Source organism: Tardiphaga sp. 768_D3_N2_1, assembly GCF_052076105.1.
Taxonomy (GTDB): Bacteria; Pseudomonadota; Alphaproteobacteria; order Rhizobiales; family Xanthobacteraceae; genus Tardiphaga.
Map to the genome: position 1 here is coordinate 1,355,759 of NZ_CP197245.1, position 19,942 is coordinate 1,375,700.

The 19,942-nt window shown below is 59.9% G+C and carries 17 protein-coding genes; 5 read left to right on the forward strand and 12 right to left on the reverse strand.

Annotated elements, in window-relative coordinates:
- Window positions 1-22 precede the first annotated feature (22 nt).
- The 3 genes from gmd to AB8A27_RS06245 form a co-directional block, all read right to left on the reverse strand.
- Window positions 23-1,006, reverse strand: coding sequence for a GDP-mannose 4,6-dehydratase (gene gmd / locus AB8A27_RS06235; protein WP_441241160.1), 984 nt, complete (start codon window positions 1,004-1,006; stop codon window positions 23-25).
- Window positions 1,007-1,071: 65 nt separating this feature from the next.
- A complete protein-coding gene (locus AB8A27_RS06240; protein ID WP_441241161.1) occupies window positions 1,072-2,313 on the reverse strand; it encodes a class I SAM-dependent methyltransferase in 1,242 nt (413 codons plus the stop codon).
- A 562-nt stretch (window positions 2,314-2,875) separates the two neighbouring features.
- Complete coding sequence (locus tag AB8A27_RS06245; RefSeq protein WP_441241162.1) at window positions 2,876-3,772, reverse strand: FkbM family methyltransferase; 897 nt, start codon at window positions 3,770-3,772, stop codon at window positions 2,876-2,878.
- A gap of 293 nt (window positions 3,773-4,065) precedes the next feature.
- Between AB8A27_RS06245 and AB8A27_RS06250 the strand changes: the two genes are divergently transcribed.
- Together AB8A27_RS06250 and AB8A27_RS06255 are read left to right on the forward strand one after the other, a co-directional pair.
- Window positions 4,066-5,055 carry an FkbM family methyltransferase gene (locus AB8A27_RS06250; RefSeq protein ID WP_441241163.1) on the forward strand — a complete coding sequence of 330 codons (990 nt, stop codon included), beginning with the start codon at window positions 4,066-4,068 and terminating at the stop codon, window positions 5,053-5,055.
- Between the two features lie 94 nt (window positions 5,056-5,149).
- Complete coding sequence (locus AB8A27_RS06255) at window positions 5,150-6,799, forward strand: hypothetical protein (RefSeq protein ID WP_441241164.1); 1,650 nt, start codon at window positions 5,150-5,152, stop codon at window positions 6,797-6,799.
- Window positions 6,800-6,853: 54 nt separating this feature from the next.
- Here AB8A27_RS06255 and AB8A27_RS06260 read toward each other — a convergent pair whose 3' ends face one another.
- The gene (locus tag AB8A27_RS06260) at window positions 6,854-8,107 is read right to left on the reverse strand and encodes a methyltransferase domain-containing protein (RefSeq protein ID WP_441241165.1); all 1,254 of its coding nucleotides are present in this window, start codon (window positions 8,105-8,107) and stop codon (window positions 6,854-6,856) included.
- Window positions 8,108-8,289: 182 nt separating this feature from the next.
- Between AB8A27_RS06260 and AB8A27_RS06265 the strand changes: the two genes are divergently transcribed.
- Entirely contained in the window at window positions 8,290-9,450 is a 1,161-nt protein-coding gene (locus AB8A27_RS06265; protein WP_441241166.1) for an AGE family epimerase/isomerase, read from the forward strand.
- A gap of 13 nt (window positions 9,451-9,463) precedes the next feature.
- Here the strand turns inward: AB8A27_RS06265 and AB8A27_RS06270 are convergent, their stop codons facing one another.
- Both AB8A27_RS06270 and AB8A27_RS06275 read right to left on the reverse strand, forming a co-directional pair.
- Window positions 9,464-9,916 (reverse strand): GtrA family protein, encoded by a 453-nt coding sequence (locus AB8A27_RS06270; protein WP_441241167.1) that lies wholly within the window; start codon window positions 9,914-9,916, stop codon window positions 9,464-9,466.
- Between the two features lie 91 nt (window positions 9,917-10,007).
- Window positions 10,008-11,237 carry a phenylacetate--CoA ligase family protein gene (locus AB8A27_RS06275; protein ID WP_441241168.1) on the reverse strand — a complete coding sequence of 410 codons (1,230 nt, stop codon included), beginning with the start codon at window positions 11,235-11,237 and terminating at the stop codon, window positions 10,008-10,010.
- A gap of 73 nt (window positions 11,238-11,310) precedes the next feature.
- On the opposite strand from AB8A27_RS06275, the gene AB8A27_RS06280 reads away from it, so the two are divergent.
- Entirely contained in the window at window positions 11,311-11,937 is a 627-nt protein-coding gene (locus AB8A27_RS06280) for a TVP38/TMEM64 family protein (RefSeq protein ID WP_441241169.1), read from the forward strand.
- Here AB8A27_RS06280 and AB8A27_RS06285 read toward each other — a convergent pair.
- The 6 genes from AB8A27_RS06285 to AB8A27_RS06310 form a co-directional block, all read right to left on the reverse strand.
- A complete protein-coding gene (locus tag AB8A27_RS06285; protein WP_441241170.1) occupies window positions 11,934-12,773 on the reverse strand; it encodes an ABC transporter ATP-binding protein in 840 nt (279 codons plus the stop codon). The two genes, AB8A27_RS06280 and AB8A27_RS06285, sit on opposite strands and share 4 nt — an antisense overlap.
- A gap of 191 nt (window positions 12,774-12,964) precedes the next feature.
- Window positions 12,965-14,245: an ABC transporter substrate-binding protein gene (locus tag AB8A27_RS06290; RefSeq protein ID WP_441241171.1), complete on the reverse strand. Its 1,281-nt coding sequence runs from the start codon at window positions 14,243-14,245 to the stop codon at window positions 12,965-12,967.
- Between the two features lie 55 nt (window positions 14,246-14,300).
- Window positions 14,301-15,374 carry a branched-chain amino acid ABC transporter permease gene (locus tag AB8A27_RS06295; protein WP_441241172.1) on the reverse strand — a complete coding sequence of 358 codons (1,074 nt, stop codon included), beginning with the start codon at window positions 15,372-15,374 and terminating at the stop codon, window positions 14,301-14,303.
- A 5-nt stretch (window positions 15,375-15,379) separates the two neighbouring features.
- On the reverse strand, window positions 15,380-16,273 hold the full coding sequence (locus AB8A27_RS06300) for a branched-chain amino acid ABC transporter permease (RefSeq protein ID WP_441241173.1): 894 nt from the start codon (window positions 16,271-16,273) through the stop codon (window positions 15,380-15,382).
- Between the two features lie 10 nt (window positions 16,274-16,283).
- Window positions 16,284-18,215, reverse strand: coding sequence for a long-chain fatty acid--CoA ligase (locus AB8A27_RS06305; protein ID WP_441241174.1), 1,932 nt, complete (start codon window positions 18,213-18,215; stop codon window positions 16,284-16,286).
- Complete coding sequence (locus AB8A27_RS06310) at window positions 18,212-19,033, reverse strand: ABC transporter ATP-binding protein (protein ID WP_441241175.1); 822 nt, start codon at window positions 19,031-19,033, stop codon at window positions 18,212-18,214. The genes AB8A27_RS06305 and AB8A27_RS06310 overlap by 4 nt, the downstream gene beginning before the upstream one ends.
- 228 nt (window positions 19,034-19,261) lie before the next feature.
- On the opposite strand from AB8A27_RS06310, the gene AB8A27_RS06315 reads away from it, so the two are divergent.
- Entirely contained in the window at window positions 19,262-19,936 is a 675-nt protein-coding gene (locus AB8A27_RS06315) for a Crp/Fnr family transcriptional regulator (RefSeq protein ID WP_092147544.1), read from the forward strand.
- Window positions 19,937-19,942: the final 6 nt, after the last annotated feature.

The window sequence follows — 19,942 nt, forward strand, 5'->3', positions numbered from 1 at the left end:
GCGCCGCTGGTCGGTCGGATGATTAGAGATGCTCCCGCTTCTTGAGGCGCGTGATATCCGCATCCACCATTTCGGCGACCAGCTGTTCGAGCTGGGTTTCGCATGACCAACCCAGCTTGTTCTTTGCCTTGTCTGCGTTGCCATGGAGAATGTCGACTTCTGCAGGGCGCATGAAGCGCGGATCGACGACGATATGATCCTGGGCCACGAGACCGACGTGGTTGAAAGCCAGATCGCAGAATTCTTTCACGGAAGCTGTGCGCCCGGTCGCGATCACATAGTCATCGGCAGCGTCCTGCTGCAGCATCAACCACATTGCTCTGACATAATCACGCGCGTGACCCCAGTCGCGCATTGCGCTGAGATTGCCGAGCGAGATTGATTTCTGCATGCCAAGCTTGATGCGCGCCACACCGTCCGTGATCTTGCGCGTCACGAATTCGATGCCGCGCAGCGGTGACTCATGATTGAACAGGATGCCGCTGGACGCATGCATCCCGAAGCTTTCGCGATAATTGACCGTCATCCAGTGGGCGTAAAGCTTCGCCGCCGCATAAGGCGAACGCGGATAGAACGGCGTCGTCTCGGACTGGATGCGCTCCTGGATCAAGCCGTACATTTCCGACGACGACGCTTGGTAGAAGCGGGCTTCCGGGCAAACGATCCGGGCGGCTTCCAGCATGTTGGTGGCACCAAGGCCGGTGACCAGACCCGTCAGATATGGCTGCTGCCACGACGACTTGACGAAGGACTGAGCGCCGAGATTGTAGATTTCGTCCGGTTTCACGTCCTGGGCGATGCGGATCAGGCTTGCGAGGTCCGTCAGGTTGCCGTCGTGAATGTGAACCTTGTCCGCGACACCGATCCAGACGAGACGTGAATTGATCACGTCCGCCGACGCACTGCGTCGCACGATTCCGTGGACTTCATAGCCCTTCGACAGCAGGAATTGCGACAGATACGCGCCGTCCTGTCCAGTGATGCCAGTGATAAGTGCGCGCTTCATGTTTTTGCTCAATTCGAAAATGCCGGCGGTATCTGTGAACGCGGAATGCCGTCAGGAACGGCGGCTTAGATGATCTCGATCTCAGGCAGCGGAATGATCAGCTTGCCGCCCTTGTCGAGATACTCTTTCTCACGCCGCAGGATTCCTTCCTTGAAGTGCCATGGGAGCACCAGCATGTAGTCGGGCTTCATGGCCTTGGCATCAGCTTCCGACACGATTGGAATTTTCGTGCCGGGCGTGAACGCGCCATACTTGTCGGGATTGACCTCGGCGATAGCCATCAGGTGTTTCTCGGTGATCCCGCAGAACTGCAGAAGCACGTTGCCCTTGGTCGAGGCGCCATAGCCCACGATCTTCTTTCCGTCTGCAATCAATCCATCGAGCAGGCGCATGAGGTCTTCGCGATGGCGATAAACGCGTTCTTCAAAATCGCGGAACGGCTTCGGCGTCTTGAGGCCCATGCGGTCCTCCTGCTGAAGCATCCAGTCGATCACCGCGCGGTTGACCGCCACCTTGCTGCTCTGCTTCGCAGCGGTGACCGCGAAACTGCCGCCGTTGACAGCATTCATCTGGACATCGACGACCTTCATTCCCGCGGCCTTGACAATGGTTTCGACGGCCGTGAGCGAGTAGTACTCAATATGCTCGTGGCAGATCGTGTCGTAGGAACACGTCCGCAGCATTGACGGCATGTAGCTCTGCTCGAAATGCCACAGGCCGTCCGGCGCCAGAATTTCCTCGATTTGCCGTGCGAACGAAACGGGGTCTTCAAGATCGTAGAACATCGCGATCGATGTCACGATCTGGGCCGGCTTGTCGGTCGACTTGCGGTAGTTCTCGGCGGTGAAGAAATCGGGAACCAGGGTAACATCGTCGGGATAGTATTGCTTGAACTTGGCCCCGGTGGGGTCGATGCCGATCCGGGTCAGATTCGAGGTTTCATAGGCACGCAGCGAGGTGCTGTCATTCGAGCCGATGTCGAGGACGGCCATGCCGGGCTTGAGATCGGCCCGCCGTTCCAGCGCGCGAATTTTGCGCGTCAGATGTTCAACCATCGACTGATTGAGACCGGACCGGTAGCCGTAGTTATCGCCGTACATTTCGTTGGCGTCGTAGGAGTGCGCCAGCTGTAGCAGCCCGCTATCCGGACACCACAGCAGCTCCAGCGGGCCGTTGGTGATCTCGGTGTCGCGATTCTTCGGGAAGACGCCGGTGAGCTGTTGCGATCCGAGATTCAGGACCGAAACGAGATTCGTGCTGCCACTCAATCGGCAGCGATCGATTCGGCGATATCCAACGTTGTTCATTTGCTTCCTTGTCGAGATAACAGGGGGCGTCTAGCCCGAAGTTACGACAGTTTTATGTGCCCTTGTTGCCAAGGTCTACTCCGCGGGGGGGCTTTTAGGCAATGTCTGCGGGTGGGAAAAGGGGGCTTTAGGCCGTTGCGGCTGAAAAGCGCCGCTCGTCAGTTGCCCATTTTTTGGTGCTTCCGCAGCGTACTAGAGTTCCGGATGATAAAGGAAGGCCGCGTCCCGCAACGAAAAACGGGCGTGTATTTTGAGAATAGAGAGCATCGTATTGTTTTTATTGAGTAATATTCTCGGTTGGGTTGGTCCGTTCGGCGTATGACGAATGCTTTGGGCTTATGGTCTCTGGGCTCGCTTTTCGAAGCGCATAAGTCGATCCGCCGATCGCTTAGCGTTACGCGTTGAAATCCCAGAGACCATCTCGCCGACTGTGAAATAACTGCGATGTTTGTGGTCGGCAGGCAAAAGCGATGTCTGAGTTGCAGCTATCTTGCGGTTTTGCGAAGGCACGCAGATCGTGTCCGGCTGACGCAAGTTTAGTGAGCGCCTGCGGCCAGTCTGGTTACCATCTCTTGCCTTTGAGAACTGTACCAAGAGCGCGCAGCGGGCGTGTTGCTTTCCAAAGTGAGCTGTTTGTTATCGCAATAAGCTCGCCTCTAAGAGCATACAATTCCTTCTGCAGTTCAGCGCTTGTTTCTTGCTGGTTTTGACGCTGCTCTTTAAGCGCCGCGTTTTCTTGGATGAGCTGCCCTTTTTCTTGAATAAGTTGCTCTTTCTGCAGCTGAGCTTCTCTTAGAGTGTATTGGTCGGCAGGAATTTGCAGAATGGGCAAAAGCTCGGAGTGTTCGCGCGAGACGTAATACCTGTTTACCCGGTCGTATCCTGCAAAGAGATATCCGTTAGCTATGAGTGTCGGCTCCCAATCGAAATGATTGGCAGTCGTTGTCATTGGCTCGGTCGCTTCAATCAGAACGATCCATGGCCGATACTTTGCGAAATCGCTGCCGTCTATGACTGATTTTTCGGCGCCTTCGACATCTATCTTCAGGAAATGAATGTCGCCGCGCACATACTGATCGCAGATATCTGCAAGCCGTCGTGTTTCAACACGTATCGTCGTACCGGGATAGCCTGCTGCGGCGCCACGCTCGGCGAATTTGTCCACAAGCGTCGACAAGCCTGTTCCAGCAATATCGTGAAAAGTGGCCTCGCCCGCTGCGGACGACGCGGCAAGTTTCAGATTGATATCGCGCGGGCGGTCTTTGACCAACTCGTCGAACCAGCTCGGACTTGGTTCGATGTTGATCCCGTTCCAACCCTTTTCGTAGAAAAGTTTGGTGACAGAGTGATCGAGCGGGTGGTTCGCACCGACGTCGATATAGAAGCCATTCTCAACATCTTTGAGAGCACGATGAAGACGGATGTCCTCCAGAAATTGAGCGTATGAAACGAGCTCCAAAGCCAAAGTCCTTATTGCAAGGTAGAGATCAGTTAAGGCCGTTACGACATGTAGCACTGCCATCGAGGTCAGTGCTTTACTGGTGACAATGTGGGTGTGTCTAAGAGTTTCTAGGCTTGGCGTCTTGGCTCGGATCTGTGAGCGAAAACTGCGAAGCCTCAAATGATGGGCTAAATCTCCGACGCGTGGCTCGCAGCCGGTTCTGTTTTTGATTTTCTAGCATGAAATCTTTGAAACGGTCAAAACGTAACTCGTCGAGTTGCCGAGCCGTATGCGCCACGATACTGTTCTGAATGAACCAAGATCCAAATCGCTTTCGAATAGAGCTCACGGTGAGTTGCGCCGATTGCGCGTCTATACCCAAAGTTGGTGGTGCGGGGAAATTATTTGAAGAGGCGGGCACACAGTATCAGTTGATGCATAATGGCCTGCGCGTGATTTCGGGCGGCTACCATGGTGGCTGGATGTCGGAGATCATCGAACGACTCGAAGGACATCATGAGCCTCAGGAAGAGGTTGTTTTTCACGAGGTCCTGCGACATGTCGGTCCGGCTGCGACCATGGTCGAGTTGGGAGGGTTCTGGTCCTACTATTCCCTCTGGTTTCTCCGCGGATTTGAAGAACGTCGTGCCATCGTCCTCGAGCCAGATCCGTCCCATCTGGCGGTAGGTCGTGCAAACGCATCGCTCAATGGAGCCGCCCGCATTGAATTTATCCAAGGCAGCGTCGGTGCCGTCTCTGCCGGCCCGCAGCCTTTTCCGACTGAGACATCAGGTACGCTGGAGATTCCCGAGTTCGCCGTAGCTGATATCCTTGCCAGCCGAGAAATCGGCGTGTTGGATATTTTGCATTGCGATACGCAGGGCGCAGAGACCTCCGTCATCGCGTCTTGCGAGGCACTATTTAAGGCGCGGCAGATCAGATTTGGGATATTCTCGACGCATGCCTACCAGATCAGTGGCGATGCCCTAACGCATCAAAAATGTCTTTCGATGCTGAAAGACTTCGGCGGACAGATACTGGCTGAGCACGATGTCCATGAGAGCTTTAGCGGTGATGGGTTGATTGCAGCCTATTTCGGAGCTGAGCCGCTGGCTTGGAATGCACCGAAACTCAGCTTCAACCGATACTCCAACGGAATTTTTCGTAACCCGATTTACGATCTGGCAGAGGCACAGCAGGCGCTCAGACTAGCTCCGCAGCCATTATCGCCGCAGGCCGCTCCTCAGGCGCTCACGGAGCCTGGTCCGAAATCCCTTTTGTCACGGCTGTTCGCAAGATAGTTGCTTCCGGCGGTGGTTGGATTCGTAGCCCTGTCTCAGGCTCGTAACATCCTGGAAACGGCCCGGGGATGTTATAGGGTTCGCGACTGCCGTTGTGCGCGTTGCTGCCTGGGGCGTTTTGATGAGAATTGCTAGTTCAGCCCTGTTGGCCTTGGCCGCCAGCGCATGGTGTTGTGTCCTGTTCCTGAGCGCCCGGGCGACGTCGTCCGCTTTCGTGTTCGGCGACGAGGCCGGCTATTTCTTGCCCATCATCTTTGGGACATCGCCGGCAAATTACCAGAAATGGGGAGCCGTGATGGAGTATCCGGCCTACCTCTACTTTTGGCTCTATTCATTCCTGCCGCGCGAAAATCTTCATTTGTGGATCAAGGCGCTGAACGCCATCTTTATCGCGGCGGCGGCGGCGCCGGCCTATCTGATCGCGAAGCGCTTTATGACGGGGACGGCGGCGCTGTTGTTCGCTTGCTTCGTCATCGCAATGCCGATCGCATCGTTCGCGCGATATGTGATGCCGGAACCGATGTATTTTTTCGGGTTCTGGTTCGCACTGTGGGTGATCTGGCGTGCGCTGGACTGGTCTCCGTTTGCCGCCGCGATTGCCGGCGGTGTCGTGCTCGGCTTGCTGGCGCTGGTCAAGCCGCACGCGGTTGCATTGGCGGTTGCGCTGTCGCTGTTTCTTGCGTTGAGACAGTTGAATCTCCGAGGCGTCTTGGCCGCCGTCGTGCAGTTTGGCCTGTTCCTCTTCGTGCATGCCGGTGTTGGCTATTTGCTTACGGGACATCCCGTCTGGTCGCTCTCGGGTGGGTCTTACGCCGGAACGATGCAAACACGCATCGATATTTTGGCAGTGCTGATCAACATGACTGGCCATAGTGCGGCGCTCGCGACGTTGCTGGGACCGCTCGTGATCGTGCCCGTTGTCGTCTGGTGGCGCGATCGGTCTGGCGCGATGGGGCAGTTCAGCCTATTCGCTGTATGTCTTCTTTTGGTGATGCTCGCCATGACTGTTTATTTCTCGCAGGGCGTCTACCAGATTGCGCCGGCGACCGAGCGGATTACGCGCCTGCACGGTCGCTATTATCTGTATGCGTTCCCACTTTTTTTGCTGATCGGAGTGGTTGCGCTGTATCGCAATCCAGCGGCGCCCATCTCCGCGAAGATATGGCCAATGGCATTTTTGATCGCGTCGCCGCTATGCGGCGCGGCGATCCTGCTGTTCTACGAGGTCGGCCCGGTCGATTTCCCCGATCTCGCTTTGTGGGGTGGGCGCTATTTGCTGCCGGTTTCGATTGTCTTCATCGGGCTACAGGCAGGGCTCGCGATCTATGGCTGGTTTTACGCGAGTGCACGGCGGCTTGTTGCGATCTCATGTGCCGTGTTCGTGTTGTCCGCATTGGCGACGACCTGCGCATTCGTCCTTGCTGCGCCTCTGACTCTGGCCCGGAAGCCATTCGATGCAGCGTTCCTCAATGCGCCTCCGACGAGCCAGTTGGGCCAACTGATCGGCCGATCCGACGGTGTTGTGTTTGGCCGGGAGTCGAAGGCGGATGAGCTCGCCCGGGCTTTGTTCTATCTGAAGTCGCTTAGCCAGGGTCGGTTTGCGCCATCTCACGATCGGTTCGATGACACAAACCTGTCGGACGGTATCAAGTGGGCGCTTGTGTTGCCTGGCGTTAAATATCTCGGCACGCAGCGAGTGGTGACCGAAGGAGAATTTGCTGTGGTGTGGCGGGACGCGAGATAGTCTCTCGCGCCGCCGCGACATCCTTCAGAGTTTGCCGTATTCGGGTAAATACTTTCAACTGGACGCGCGTGAGAAGCGTATGGGCAAATCGCATTCCACCTTGATCCTTCCGCGCGAAATGCAGCGCGCCTGAATGCCGAATTCGAGATCCTTCAGAGTGAAGGCGAGGCTTACCTGACCCGCCGCAGCTTGAATATCCTGGCCTGAATAGTCTTGCGCCACGATGACGCGTCCCTGGTCTCCCAGAATGTCGCATCGGACGGCGTTGCCGGAGTCTGTCGGGTCAGACACCCGGAGATGAAACGATGCAGTGTAGTCGCCGCTCTCCAAAGGCATATAAGGGCCATAGACCATCACGCCGCTGGTACCGGCGGGGCAGTGGATGGCCTCCTGATCGCCAACTTGCACGCGGTCGCCTGCGAGAGACAGATATCTGCGCTGACGTTCCGGCCATGCAGCGGCGAAAATCCGATCCATCTCGGCCCTGAGTTCTGTCGGGCGCGGCTCCGAGGCCTTGCGTGCCTCAAGCCACCAGATGAACGAATTGTCGGGATCGTTCTCGGCCGTTAGCAGGCGTTCAGCATAGGTGAAATCCGGATCCACGATTGCCGGATCAAGCGGCAGCATCCGGCCAGTTCGGGGATCGCGACAAAGCCATATGCCCTTAACCGTGGTCACCTCGAAACCGGCCAGTTCTGCGAGTCTGCGGGCTTCCGCCGGTGTCACCTCAACGGTGTGCTCCGGATGACTCCATACGAGCGGCTCCGTGATGAGGCGGTTGGGACTGTCGACAATCAAAAGTCCTCCCTGTTTCAGAACGCGATGACTTTCCAGGAAGAACCCGACCACATCCTGCGGCCATAGATGTTCAAGATTCTCTCCGGAAAACACAACGTCACAGGTCGCGTTCGCCACTGCATTCATATCGCCGGCGGTGTTTGCGATCCACTCGACATTGGCCGGCAGGTCTGCTGGCTTCGGGCTATAGAATTCAATGCCGATATGCCGACCCTGATGGCCGGTCCGCGCTTCAATCCAGTCGAAGTACCATCGTCCGGCGCATCCGGCACTCAACATCGTTCCTGAGAACTGCGGCAACTGCCGAAGTCTCGCAGAGCGCGAGTCGTGCAGCGTGTAATTGATATCCGGAAGCTTGGTATTGACAGGCGGCTTTCCCGAACTGCTGCTTTTTGCGGCCACAAAAGCATCGATACGATCGCGGAGCGCGATGAGCTTGGCCTTCGCCAGCCGTAATATTTTGAGACGGATGGTGCGTGCGACGGCCTGGAGACGAAAGATCAAGCTCATGGGGTTATTACCGTGTGGGTCCAAAGTGAGGGGCAGCTTCCTGAAGGTGTCTTTTATCTCTGGAGCAGGGCTGATAGTTTGAGCGAAGCCACGACGTTGACACGAAATAGATGCATGAGGTCAATGGCCCGTTCACTTCGAGCGGGTTTATTCGAGTTCATCTGGAAAGGCCTGGGATCGAAATGGCTGATGCTGGCAGCACCGCAGGAGAGACACGCACTCACCTACACGGTATCGTTGAAACGTTGAAGTCCCAGATAGTTACTTACGCTCTGCCGTTGTGGTCCTCCGAAGGGTGGGATTCCCGAGCTGGCGGCTTTATCGAAAAGCTCGATGCGCATGGCACACCCGACACCTCCGCCCCCCGCCGCGTCCGTGTCCAGGCGCGCCAGATCTATTGTTTCGCCAAGGCTGCGCAGCTCGGCTGGTATCCGCAGGGCGCCGAGATCGCGCGCAAAGGGCTCGATTATATGCTCGCGAAGGCGAAGGCGCCGGATGGCAAGCCGGGCTTCGTGCATATTCTCGCGCCTGATGGTTCGGTGCTGAACCCGCTGCGTGACACCTATGACCACGCTTTCGTTCTGCTGGCACTGGCGACGGTCTATCAGCTGGATCGCGATGCAAAGGTGCGCGCCGAGATCGACGAATTGATGCAGTTCATCGATACGCAGTTGCGTTCGCCAGATGGCGGTTATCTCGAGGGCGTTCCGGCATCGATGCCGCGTCGGCAGAATCCGCAGATGCATCTGCTGGAGGCCTTCATCGCTGCCTTTGACGCGACCCATGATCTGGCGTTCCAGGCGCGGGCCGGCGATCTGTTCGGTCTGTTCACGTCGAACCTGTTCGATGCCAAAAAGGGCGTGCTCGGCGAATACTTCGAACAGGACTGGTCGCGGATCGAGCCGGTCAGCGTCGAGCCCGGCCATCAGGCCGAATGGGTCTGGCTGCTCAAGGGCTTCGAGCGCATCACCGGCTGCCCGACCGGCAAGCAGCGTGCTGCGTTGCTCGAATCCGCGCTGCGCTATCGCGATGCCACTGGCTGCCTGGTGGACGAAGGCGACGCCCAGGGCAATATCGTCAAGGCCACACGGCGCTGCTGGCCGCAGACCGAGATCATCAAGGCCTTTGTCGCGCAGGCGGAGACAGGCGTCGAGGGCGCGGCCGACGAGGCACGCGCGGCGCTGATGCGGCTCGACAAATATTATCTGCAGCATCCCGTCAAAGGCGGCTGGTACGATCAGTTCGACGGTGAGGGACGCTCGCTGGTGGATGCGATCCCGGCGTCATCCTTCTATCATATTCTATGCGCGATCGCTGAAGCCGAGCGGGTGCTCGGCGCCTGACGGCCTGTGCGATCTAGCGGATGACTTCGTTCGGATCCGTCGGCTTGGTCCGAAACACCACGAAATGCGACATCGTGAAATTCACGATGAAGCTGACCAAAATGGCCAGAAGCTTGGCGGCATAGACCGGCATGAAGTGCGACAGCAGCACCAGCGTCGTGGTCGTCGCGATCACGCCGAGCACGCCCGAAGCGACGAAGCTGAGATAATCCTTCCGCCGCAATACGCGGCCGGATTCGGCGCGGAACGTGATCATGGTGTTCATCACGTAGGAACACGATACGGCCACCAGCCAGGCTATGACATTGGCGGGCACCAGCGGCAGCTTCAGCACCTGATAGGCGAGGGTGAAGACACCGAGATCGATGACGGTGTTGCCGAGACCGATCACGCCGAAGCTGATGATCTTCGACACCGTGGGGCGCGACAGCCAGGTCTCGACAATTTGTGGTAAAATCAGTCTCACGGCAGCAGGCACCCTCGATCTGGGCGGCTGCATAGCAGGATCGTCCGGGGAAGTCCGGCTTTTTATGATGCGCCGCGGCGGTCCTGCGCGGTCAGTTCCCGCGCTCGTCCGCGATGATCTTGCCGTCATTGGGCAGCGAGGCCGGCGCCACCAGCTCGACGGCCCCACCGAGCTTGCTGACGGCCCTGAGCGTGGCTGTGACGGCCTCCTGCAGGCCGGGCTTGTCCTGGGCCGCCGCTTCAGCTTTCAGCACCATGGCGTCATTTTCACCGTCTCTGGACACGACAAGCCGTAGCCGGCCGAGTTCCGGGTGCCGCTTGCCGATTTCGGCGACCTGTTCGGGTCGCACGAACATGCCCTTGACCTTGGTGGCCTGGTCGGCGCGGCCCATCCAGCCCCGGATGCGCATATTGCTCCGGCCGCAGGCGCTGGGGCCGGGCAGAGCAGCCGTCAGGTCGCCCAGAGCCAGCCTGATCCACGGGTGGTGCGGATCCAGCGACGTCACCACGATCTCGCCGACATCGCCCTCGGCCACGGGCTCGCCGGTTCCGGGGGTCACGATTTCCAGGATCAGGTCCTCGTTGACGATCAGGCCATCGCGGGCGGTGCTCTCATAGGCGATGAAGCCCAGATCGGCTGTGGCGAAGGCCTGATAGGCGTCGACACCGCGGGAGGCGATTTCGGCTTGCAACGATGGCGGGAAGGTTGCGCCGGACACCATGGCGCGCTTGATCGATGACGTGTCGCGCTGGGCGGCCTTGCCGGCATCGAGCAGGATCTTCAGGAAATCGGGGGTGCCGCTATAGGCGGCTGGACGATAGGTCTCGATCAGCTCGAGCTGTTGTTCGGTATTCCCGGGGCCGGCGGGGATCACTGCGCAGCCGAGCGCCCGCGCGGCACCGTCGAAGATGAAGCCGCCGGGGGTCAGGTGATAGCTGAAAGTATTCAGCACCACGTCGCCCGCGCGGAAACCTGCAGCATAGAGCGCCCGCGCGCCGCGCCAGGGATCCGCCTGTTTCGACTCCGGCTCGAAAATGGGCCCCGGCGAGGTGAACAACCGGCCGAACGAGCCGGTCGCGCCTGACACGAAACCTCCGAACGGTGGGCTGGCCTTGTGCAGGGCCGGCAGGTCGGATTTGCGCAGCACCGGCAATTGCGCCAGCGCCGCGCGGTTGATAATGGCGGCGGGATCTATGCCCTTGAGATGCTCCGCATAAGCAGGCGCCTGCATCGCGTGGCGCAGCACATCCGGCAGGCGCGAAAACAGATTGGCCTGGCGCTGCGACGGATCGCAATTTTCGAGTGTGTCGAAGTGGCGCATCTGGGTGTGTCCTGGTGGTTTGGCGTCGTCGCGGTTGTTCCGGTAGCCTGTGGCGCCGTGCTAGTGGGAAATCATGTTGTCAGAACCTATCGTCCAATGGCTCGAAAGCTTCGGCCAACTCGATCTTCCTGCTGCCGTCGTGCTCGCCGCATTGGTGGTTGCCTCTTCGTTTTTGCCGGTTCCGCGAACATTCATCGTGCTCGGCGCCGGTGCTGCATTCGGCTTGCGCTCTCTCGTCGTCATTGTTCCAGTCGCCGCGGCTGCATCCGTTCTGGCCTTCATGCTGGCGCGCTCCGTTCTGCGCGGTTGGGTGGAACGGCAGGCCGAGAAACGCGCGGCCTGGCGCCTCATTGCCCAGGCCGTCGATGACGAGGGCTGGCGCATCGTCGCACTGATGCGGTTCGGCGGACCATTGCCCAATTCGGTGCAAAATTATCTGTTCGGTTTGACGAATATCGGACTGCTCCCGTTTGCCCTGGTCACTTTCCTGTTCACGCTGCCGCAGATCGTGCTTTACGTGTATCTCGGTGCGTCCGGACGGGCGTTGTTGCTCGATGATGGACCAATGCCGCTCAACCGCGTGCTGATTGCCATGGCCCTGGTCATTGTGCTTGTCATCCTGTTGCTGGTGTCGCGCCGCATTCGCGCGATCCTTGCGTGCAAGACCGGCGTCATGGCGGCAGAGGCTGCCAGCAGCTAAAGCCATCGCTTGCGTCGCTTGAAGCTCTTCAGATTCTTGAAGCTCTTGCGCTGGTCACCGCCGCCGCCGAGATAGAACTCCTTCACGTCCTCGTTGTCGCGGAGCTCGTCGGCTGTACCGTCGAGCACCACCTTGCCCTGTTCCATGATGTAGCCATGGCTGGCGACTGAGAGTGCCGCGCGGGCATTCTGTTCGACCAGCAGGATGGTGACGCCAAGATCGCGGTTGATCTTCTTGATGATGGCGAACACCTCTTTCACCAGCAGTGGCGACAGGCCCATGGAGGGTTCGTCCATCAGGATCATCTTCGGTCGCGCCATCAGCGCACGCCCGATCGCCAGCATCTGCTGCTCGCCGCCGGAGAGATAGCCGGCGAGGCCGGTGCGCTCCTTCAGGCGCGGGAAATAGTCGAACACCATGTCGATATCGGAGGCGACCTCGTTGTCACGCCGCGTGAAGGCGCCGAGCCGCAGGTTCTCCAGCGAGGTCATGTCGGACACGATGCGGCGGCCTTCCATCACCTGGAAGATGCCGCGACGGACAATCTTGTCGGGATCGATGCCGTCAATCCGCGCGCCATCGAACAGGATCTCGCCGCGCGTAACTTCGCCGTCTTCGGTTTTGAGAAGGCCGGAGATCGCCTTCAATGTGGTCGACTTGCCGGCGCCATTGGCGCCGAGCAGCGCGACGATCGCGCCCTTCGGCACTTCCATGCTGAGGCCGCGCAGTACGAGGATCACGTCGTCATAGACGACCTCGATGTTACGGACGTCGAGGAGGGGGGCGGTGGCGAGCGCTGTTGAAACTTGCGCGCTGGTGTCGATAGCTGTCTGCATCAATGACGCTCCTGAGATCGGCTGGTGCTAACCTCTCCCCGCCTGCGGGGAGAGGTCGACCCGGCGTAGCGCAGCGAAGCCGGGGCGGGTGAGGGGACTCTCCATTAGCTCCGAGCCTGCTGAGGCTCCCCTCATCCGACGCGGACTACGTCCGCGCCACCTTCTCCCCGCAAGCGGGGAGAAGGTAAGAACTACCACCCATGCCATTCCGGCTTGCGCGGCAGTTCCACGGTCTTCACCTTCTCGAGCTTGATCGTGCCCTTGGCCATCAGGTCGTTGAGATCGCCGTCAGTCGAACCGGAGACCTTCGAGCGATACAGATCGACCTTGGTGGTCGGGCGGTGATCCTTGTCGGTCCAGGTCGAGGGATTGCAGACGCCTTCCATGCCCGCCGGCACCCAGTCCTTCTTCTGGTAGAAGCCCTTGGCGACGTTCTCACCGGTGGCGCCGCCATTCTTCGCGGCCCAGTCCAGCGCTTCCTTCATGTAGAGCGAGGTGCAGACCGCTGCGATGTAATGCACCGGGCGATAGATCTTGCCCGACGGGTCGGAGATCTTGGAAATCTCCTGCACCGTCTTCATGCCCGGCGCGTTGCCGCCCCAGCCCACCGCCGTGCGTAGCGGGAAGATCACGCCGTCGGCGGCATCGCCCGCAGCCTTCGCGGCATTCTCGTCCATGCCCCACACATTGCTCATGAACTGCACGTCGACGCCGGCTGCCTTGCAGGCCTTCATCACCGAGATGTTCGAAGCTGCGGTGTTGCCGAGATAAGCATAGTTCGCGCCGGCGCTCTTCAGGCTGAGGCACTGCGCAGAGTAATCGCCGGGCGTGAGTGCGAAGACTAGCGGCGGCAGCACCTCGAAGCCGAGTTCGGCAGCGAGCGCTTCACCCGCAGCTTTCGGCGCGTTGGGGTAGGGATGGTTCGCGCCCATATGGACATATTTCGGCTTGCCCGACTTGCCCTTGGACTTCCAGTCTTCCGCTGCCCAGGTCAGCTCGGCACGCAGTGCATCCGAATAGGACGGGCCATAGAAGAAATTGTAGGGCGCGGGCTTGGCCTTGCCGCCGGCACCGGTCGGGTCGGTCAGTGCCGCCGAGTAGGAGCCCGAGATATCCGGGATCTTGTCCTGCGCGAGGAAGCCGGTGAGCGCTTCGGTATCCGCCGTGCCCCAGCCCATGATCGCTGCAACCTTGTCGGCGCCGGACCACTTCTTGTACAGCGCGATGGCGCGCGGCACCTGATAGCCATAGTCGTTGGAGTCGAGCGTGACCTGCTTGCCGCCGATGCCGCCGTTCTTGTTGACCCAGGCATAGGTGTCGACCACGCCCTGGCCATAGGGTGTGCCGACGTCAGACGTGCCACCCGAGTAATCGGCGAGATGGCCGACGGCGATCTGCGCCTGCGCGCTGGCGGACGCGCCCGCGATGAGAAGGGCAATGGATGCGGACGTTAGAAATGATTTCATCGTCATGAGCATTCTCCCGTTGGTTTTTATGTTTTGTCGTTTCGTCTAGTCCGTCCCGTTCTCAATGCGAGAACGGGTAGAGTTTCCAGTAGGTCTTGATCTGCCGCCAGCGATGCGCGAGCCCGTCGGGCTCGAACACCAGAAACGCGATGATGATGACGCCGATGGCGATCTCGCGCAGAAAGGTCAGGTTGTTGTTGAGCGCCAGCGCCTTGTCGATGACGCCGCCCTTCAGCTCCATGCTGATCCATTCCATCGCTTCCGGCACCAGCACAACGAAGGCCGTGCCCATCAGCGTGCCCATGATGGAGCCGGTACCGCCGATGATAACCATGGCCAGGAACAGGATCGAGCGCTCGATGCCGAAACCTTCGTTGGAGACCACGAGCTGGTTATGCGCGTACAGCGCGCCGGCGATGCCGGCGAAGAACGCCGCGAGGCCGAAGGACAGCGTGCGATATTTGGTGAGATTGATGCCCATGATCTCGGCCGAGAGATAGTGATCACGCACAGCCACCAGCGCGCGGCCGTCGCGCGAGCGCATCAGGTTGGTAACCAGCAGATAGCTCGCCACCACATAGGCCAGCACCACATAGAAATACTGCCGGTCGCCGCGCAGCGTATAGTTGAAGATCGAGAACGATTTCGCCGTTGCCGGCACCGAGCCGCCGCTGAACCAGTCGGCGCGGGAGAAGAAGTCGAGCAGAATGTATTGCGCGGCCAGCGTGGCGATGACGAGGTACAGCCCCTTCAACCGCGCCGCCGGCAGGCCGAAAATGAGTCCGACGATGGCCGTTACCACGCCGGCGATGGGAATCGAGAAAAACACCGGGATCGGATAGTGGTTGGAGATATAGGCCGAGGTGAAAGCGCCGAACAGGAAGAACGCGGCGTGGCCGATGGAGATCTGGCCGGTAAAGCCGACCAGGATGTTGAGCCCCAGCGCCGCGATGCCGTAGATGCCGATCGTGATCAGCTGGCTGAGCCAGTATTCGCTGAGCAGTTGCGGCGCGAAGCAGATCAGCACCACGCCGAGGATCGCGGCGTTACGGCTGGTGGTGGTCGGAAAGATTGTGGTGTCGACCGCATAGCTGGTGCGGAAGTCGCCGGCTGGGATGAGGGAGGGACTGGCCATGATGCTTACACCCGCTCGATGTCTTTGGTGCCGAACAGGCCGTAAGGCTTGATCATGAGAATGATGATGAGGACGTAGAACGGCGCCACTTCATAGAGATTGCCCCAGTGCAGATATTCGCTGTCGATGAACTGCGCGAAGTTCTCCAGAAGCCCGATGATGATGCCGCCGACCACCGCGCCGCCGATACTGTCGAGACCGCCGAGGATGACCGCCGGAAACACCTTGATGCCGTAGATCGATAGGCCCGATGACACGCCATTGACCACGGCGACCACCACGCCGGCGACGGCGGAGACCATCGCCGAGATCGCCCAGGCCATGGCGAAGACCGTCTTGACGGAGATGCCGAGCGATTGCGCCACCTGCTGATTGAACGCGGTGGCGCGCATCGCAAGGCCCCATTTCGAGACCTTGAAGAACCACGCCATGCCGATCATCATTGCGACCGATACGACGAGGCTCATCACATAGACGGTCTGGATCTGTAGGCTACCTATCGTCACCGACTGGCTGGTGAAGACGCGCGGGAACGGCTGCGGGTTGACGCCATAGATCCACTTCAGCGCCGCCTGGAACACGGCGGACAGCGCGATGGTCACCATGATCACCGAGATGATCGGCTCGCCGATCAGCGGCCGCAGGATCACGACCTGCACGAGGATGCCGAAGGCGAACATGAACACCAGGGTCATCGGCATGCCCAGCCAGAACGGCACCTGGTATTTGGTCAGCAGCGACCAGCACACCCAGGCGCCGATCAGCAGCAATTCGCCCTGAGCGAAGTTGACGACCTGCGTCGCCTTGTAGATCAGCACGAACGACATCGCGACCACGCCATACAGCGTGCCGACCACGAGGCCGTTGACGAGAAGCTGGAGGAGGAACTGCGTGTTCATGCTGTCGATCTCATTCGGCGGCTTGTGCGTGCGCTGCATCCCGCGCCATGTCCACCACGACCAGTCTCGTGCGGATGCGCTGGGAAGTGCCGTCCTGGAAGCGAATCGTGGTGTCGACGGGGATGTCCCGCGCGCCGCCGTAGATGCCGTCGATGATATCGGCATATTTCTCGTTGATGACGCTGCGGCGGACTTTGCGGGTGCGGGTCAACTCACCGTCGTCGGCGTCGAGCTCCTTGTAGAGCAGCAGGAACTTGGCGATGCGCTGCGCCGGCGGCAGCGTGGAATTGACCGTCTCGACTTCCTTGCGGATCATCTCGTAGACCTCCGGGCGCGAGGAGAGGTCGGTATAGGTCGTGAACGAGATGCGGTTCTTCTCGGCCCATTTCGAGATGATCGAGAAGCGGATGCAGATCATCGCCGCGAGCGCGTCGCGATTGTCGCCGAGCACCACGGTCTCGGCGATATAAGGCGAGAACTTCAGCTTGTTCTCGATATATTGCGGCGAGAAGCGCTCGCCGCGTGCAGTCTGCGCGAGATCCTTGATGCGGTCGATGACCACGAGCTGCTTGGCGTCATTAAAATAGCCGGCGTCGCCGGAATGCATCCAGCCGTCGCGCAGGTCGGCAGCGGAGGCTTCGGGCGATTTGTAATAGCCGAGGAACATGTTGGGGTGCCTCACCACGATCTCGCCGACGCCCTGCACATCGGGATCGCGGACTTCGATTTCGATGCCGCTGCCCATGGCGATGCCGGTGGTGTCGGGGTCGACGGCGTCCGGCGGATGCAGCGTGAAGGCGCCGAGTGTTTCGGTCTGGCCATAGAGCGTGCGCAGCGGCACACCCATGGCGCGGAAGAATTTGAATGTATCGGGGCCCAGTGCCGCACCACCGGTGGCGGCCGAGCGCAGCCGCGTGAAGCCAAGTCGATCGCGCAGGGCACGGAACAACAGCGTATTGGCCACGGCCGAACGTTTGCCTTGCGCGAGTGCGGACAGGCCGGACTTCATCCCGAGCTCATACAGGCTCTGTTTCAGCGGCGATGAATCCATCACACGCGCACGGACATCGGCGGCGATGCCTTCCCAGACGCGCGGCGCGAACAGCACGAAGGTGGGTGCGATCTCGCGAAAATCGTTCATCATGGTATCGGCCTGCTCGACGAAGTTGACCTTCATCCGGCTCAGGAGGCCTTTGCCGAGCGCATAGACCTGTTCCATGATCCAGGGCAGCGGCAGCACCGACACATATTCGTCATCCGGTCCCTTGGGATCGAAGGACAGATACACGGCGCAATGGCCGAGCACGCGGCCCGCGGCGAGCATCGCAAGCTTCGGGTTCGATGTGGTGCCTGACGTGGTGCAGAGGATCGCCACATCCTCGCCCTTCGTCGCATCGACCAGTTGATCGTAGAGCCCGGGTTCTCGTGTGGCGCGGTCGCGGCCCATCTGGGCGAGCTTGTCGGCTTCCAGCAGGCGCGGGTCGTCGTATTTCCGCATGCCGCGCGGGTCGCTGTAGACGATATGCTTCAGGGCAGGCACGCGGTCGGCGAGGGTCAGCAGCTTGTCGACCTGTTCTTCATCCTCGGCGAACACGATCCTGGCTTCGCCGTAATTGACGAGATAGGCGGCTTCCTCATCCAGCACGTCACGATAGAGGCCAAGGCTCATCCCGCCGATGGCATGGGCGGCGATCTCGGCAGCGACCCAGTCGGGCCGGTTGTCGCCGATAATGCCGATGACGTCGCCGCGGGCTATACCGAGCTCGACCATGCCGAGCGTGAAATCCTTCACCCGGGCGTGGTAGTCGTTCCAGGTGAATTCACGCCACAGGCCGAAATCCTTCTCGCGCAATGCGATCTCGCTGCCATGCTCCCTGGCGTTGAGGCGCAGCAGCTTTGGATAGGTATCGGCCTGTTTGACGCGTCCGGCGTAGTCCATCATGCGGCACTCTCCGCAGCGACAGGCATGTCGTCAGGATCGACGAGGGCTTCGTCTTCTTCACCGAGATAGGCACGCTTGACGTGCGGATCCGCGAGCACGGCAGCCGGATCGCCCTCGGCGATCTTGCGGCCGAAATCCAGCACCATCACGCGATGGGAGATGTCCATCACGACGCCCATGTCGTGTTCGATCATCATCACCGTCATCCCGTATTCCTCGTTGAGATCGACGATGTAGCGCGCCATGTCCTCCTTCTCCTCGAAGTTCATGCCGGCCATCGGCTCGTCGAGGAGGATGAGGTTCGGCTCCAGTGCCATGGCGCGGGCGAGCTCGACGCGCTTGCGCAGACCATAGGGAAGGGTGCCGGCGGTGGCCTTGCGCACGCTCTGCAAATCGAGGAAGTCGATGATCTCCTCGACCTTGCGGCGGTGTTCGAGCTCTTCCTTGCGCGCGCCGGTCAGCCAGTACAGCGAACCGGTGAGGAAGTTGTTCTTGAGGAGGTGATGGCGGCCGACCATGATATTGTCGAGCACGCTCATATGGTGGAACAGCGCGAGGTTCTGAAAGGTGCGGCCGATGCCGAGGCCCGGACGGGCATTCGGGTTGAGGCCGGTGATGTCCTTGCCGTGATAAAACAGCTGGCCTTCGGTGGGGCGATAGCGGCCCGAGATGCAGTTGACGATGGAGGTCTTGCCGGCGCCGTTCGGCCCGATGATCGAAAACAGCTCGCCGTCATTGACGGCAAAACTCACATCGGTGAGCGCGCGAACGCCACCAAAGCGCAGCGACACCGCGCGTACGTCCAAAGCAACCGTCACTCGCGTCCTCCCAGATACGGCGCTTGACGCGCTCTTTATCCATGTCCCTCGAACGGTTCCGAGCCTACATCGCCCGGTCACGCTAAGCCATTCTACTAATGACCTTTCGTGATGGTCTTCCCTACGTCAAATCGGTATCCTGAAATGTCTCGCGGCGGACAATCTGCCTGCCAATTTGTCGCGCGGGCGTTCTTTTGCGTCGCAACATTCGAAGTGAAGCCAGACCCTATGATTGCTGCAGATCATCTCAAGCGTATCGCGGCCTGGGCGCGGGACCTGAACGAGAAGGAGATCGAGGTCGCGCGCGCGGGCATCGTCGAGAAATCGTTCAAGGCGAATGAATTCGTCTGCATGCGCGGTGACCAGTTCGAATACTGGACCGGCGTGGTGAGCGGCCTGGCGAAGATCGGCACCATCTCACGCAGCGGCAAGGAGGTCAGCATCACCGGCCTGACGGCGGGCGCTTGGTTCGGCGAGGGTAGCGTGCTGAAGAACGAACCGCGACGTTACGATATTGTCCCGCTACGCGACTCCAAGCTGGCCTTCATGGAACGTCCGGCATTTATGTGGCTGTTCGAGAACAGTGTCGGCTTCAACCGCTTCCTGGTCTCGCTGTTGAACGAACGGCTCGGTCAGTTCATCGCGCTGACTGAATATGGCCGCAGGCTCGATGCCACCGGGCGTCTCGCGCGCTGCATTGCCTCGCTGTTCAACCCGATCCTCTATCGCGACGCGACCCGCCACCTGGAGATCACCCAGGAAGAGCTCGGCGCCATCACCGGCATTTCGAGGCAGAAGGCCAACCAGTGTCTGCAGACTCTGGAGAAGGAGGGCCTGCTCCGCCTGGAATATGGCGGCGTCACAGTGGTCGATCTCGAAAAGCTGGGCAGCTACGGCGATTAGGCGATG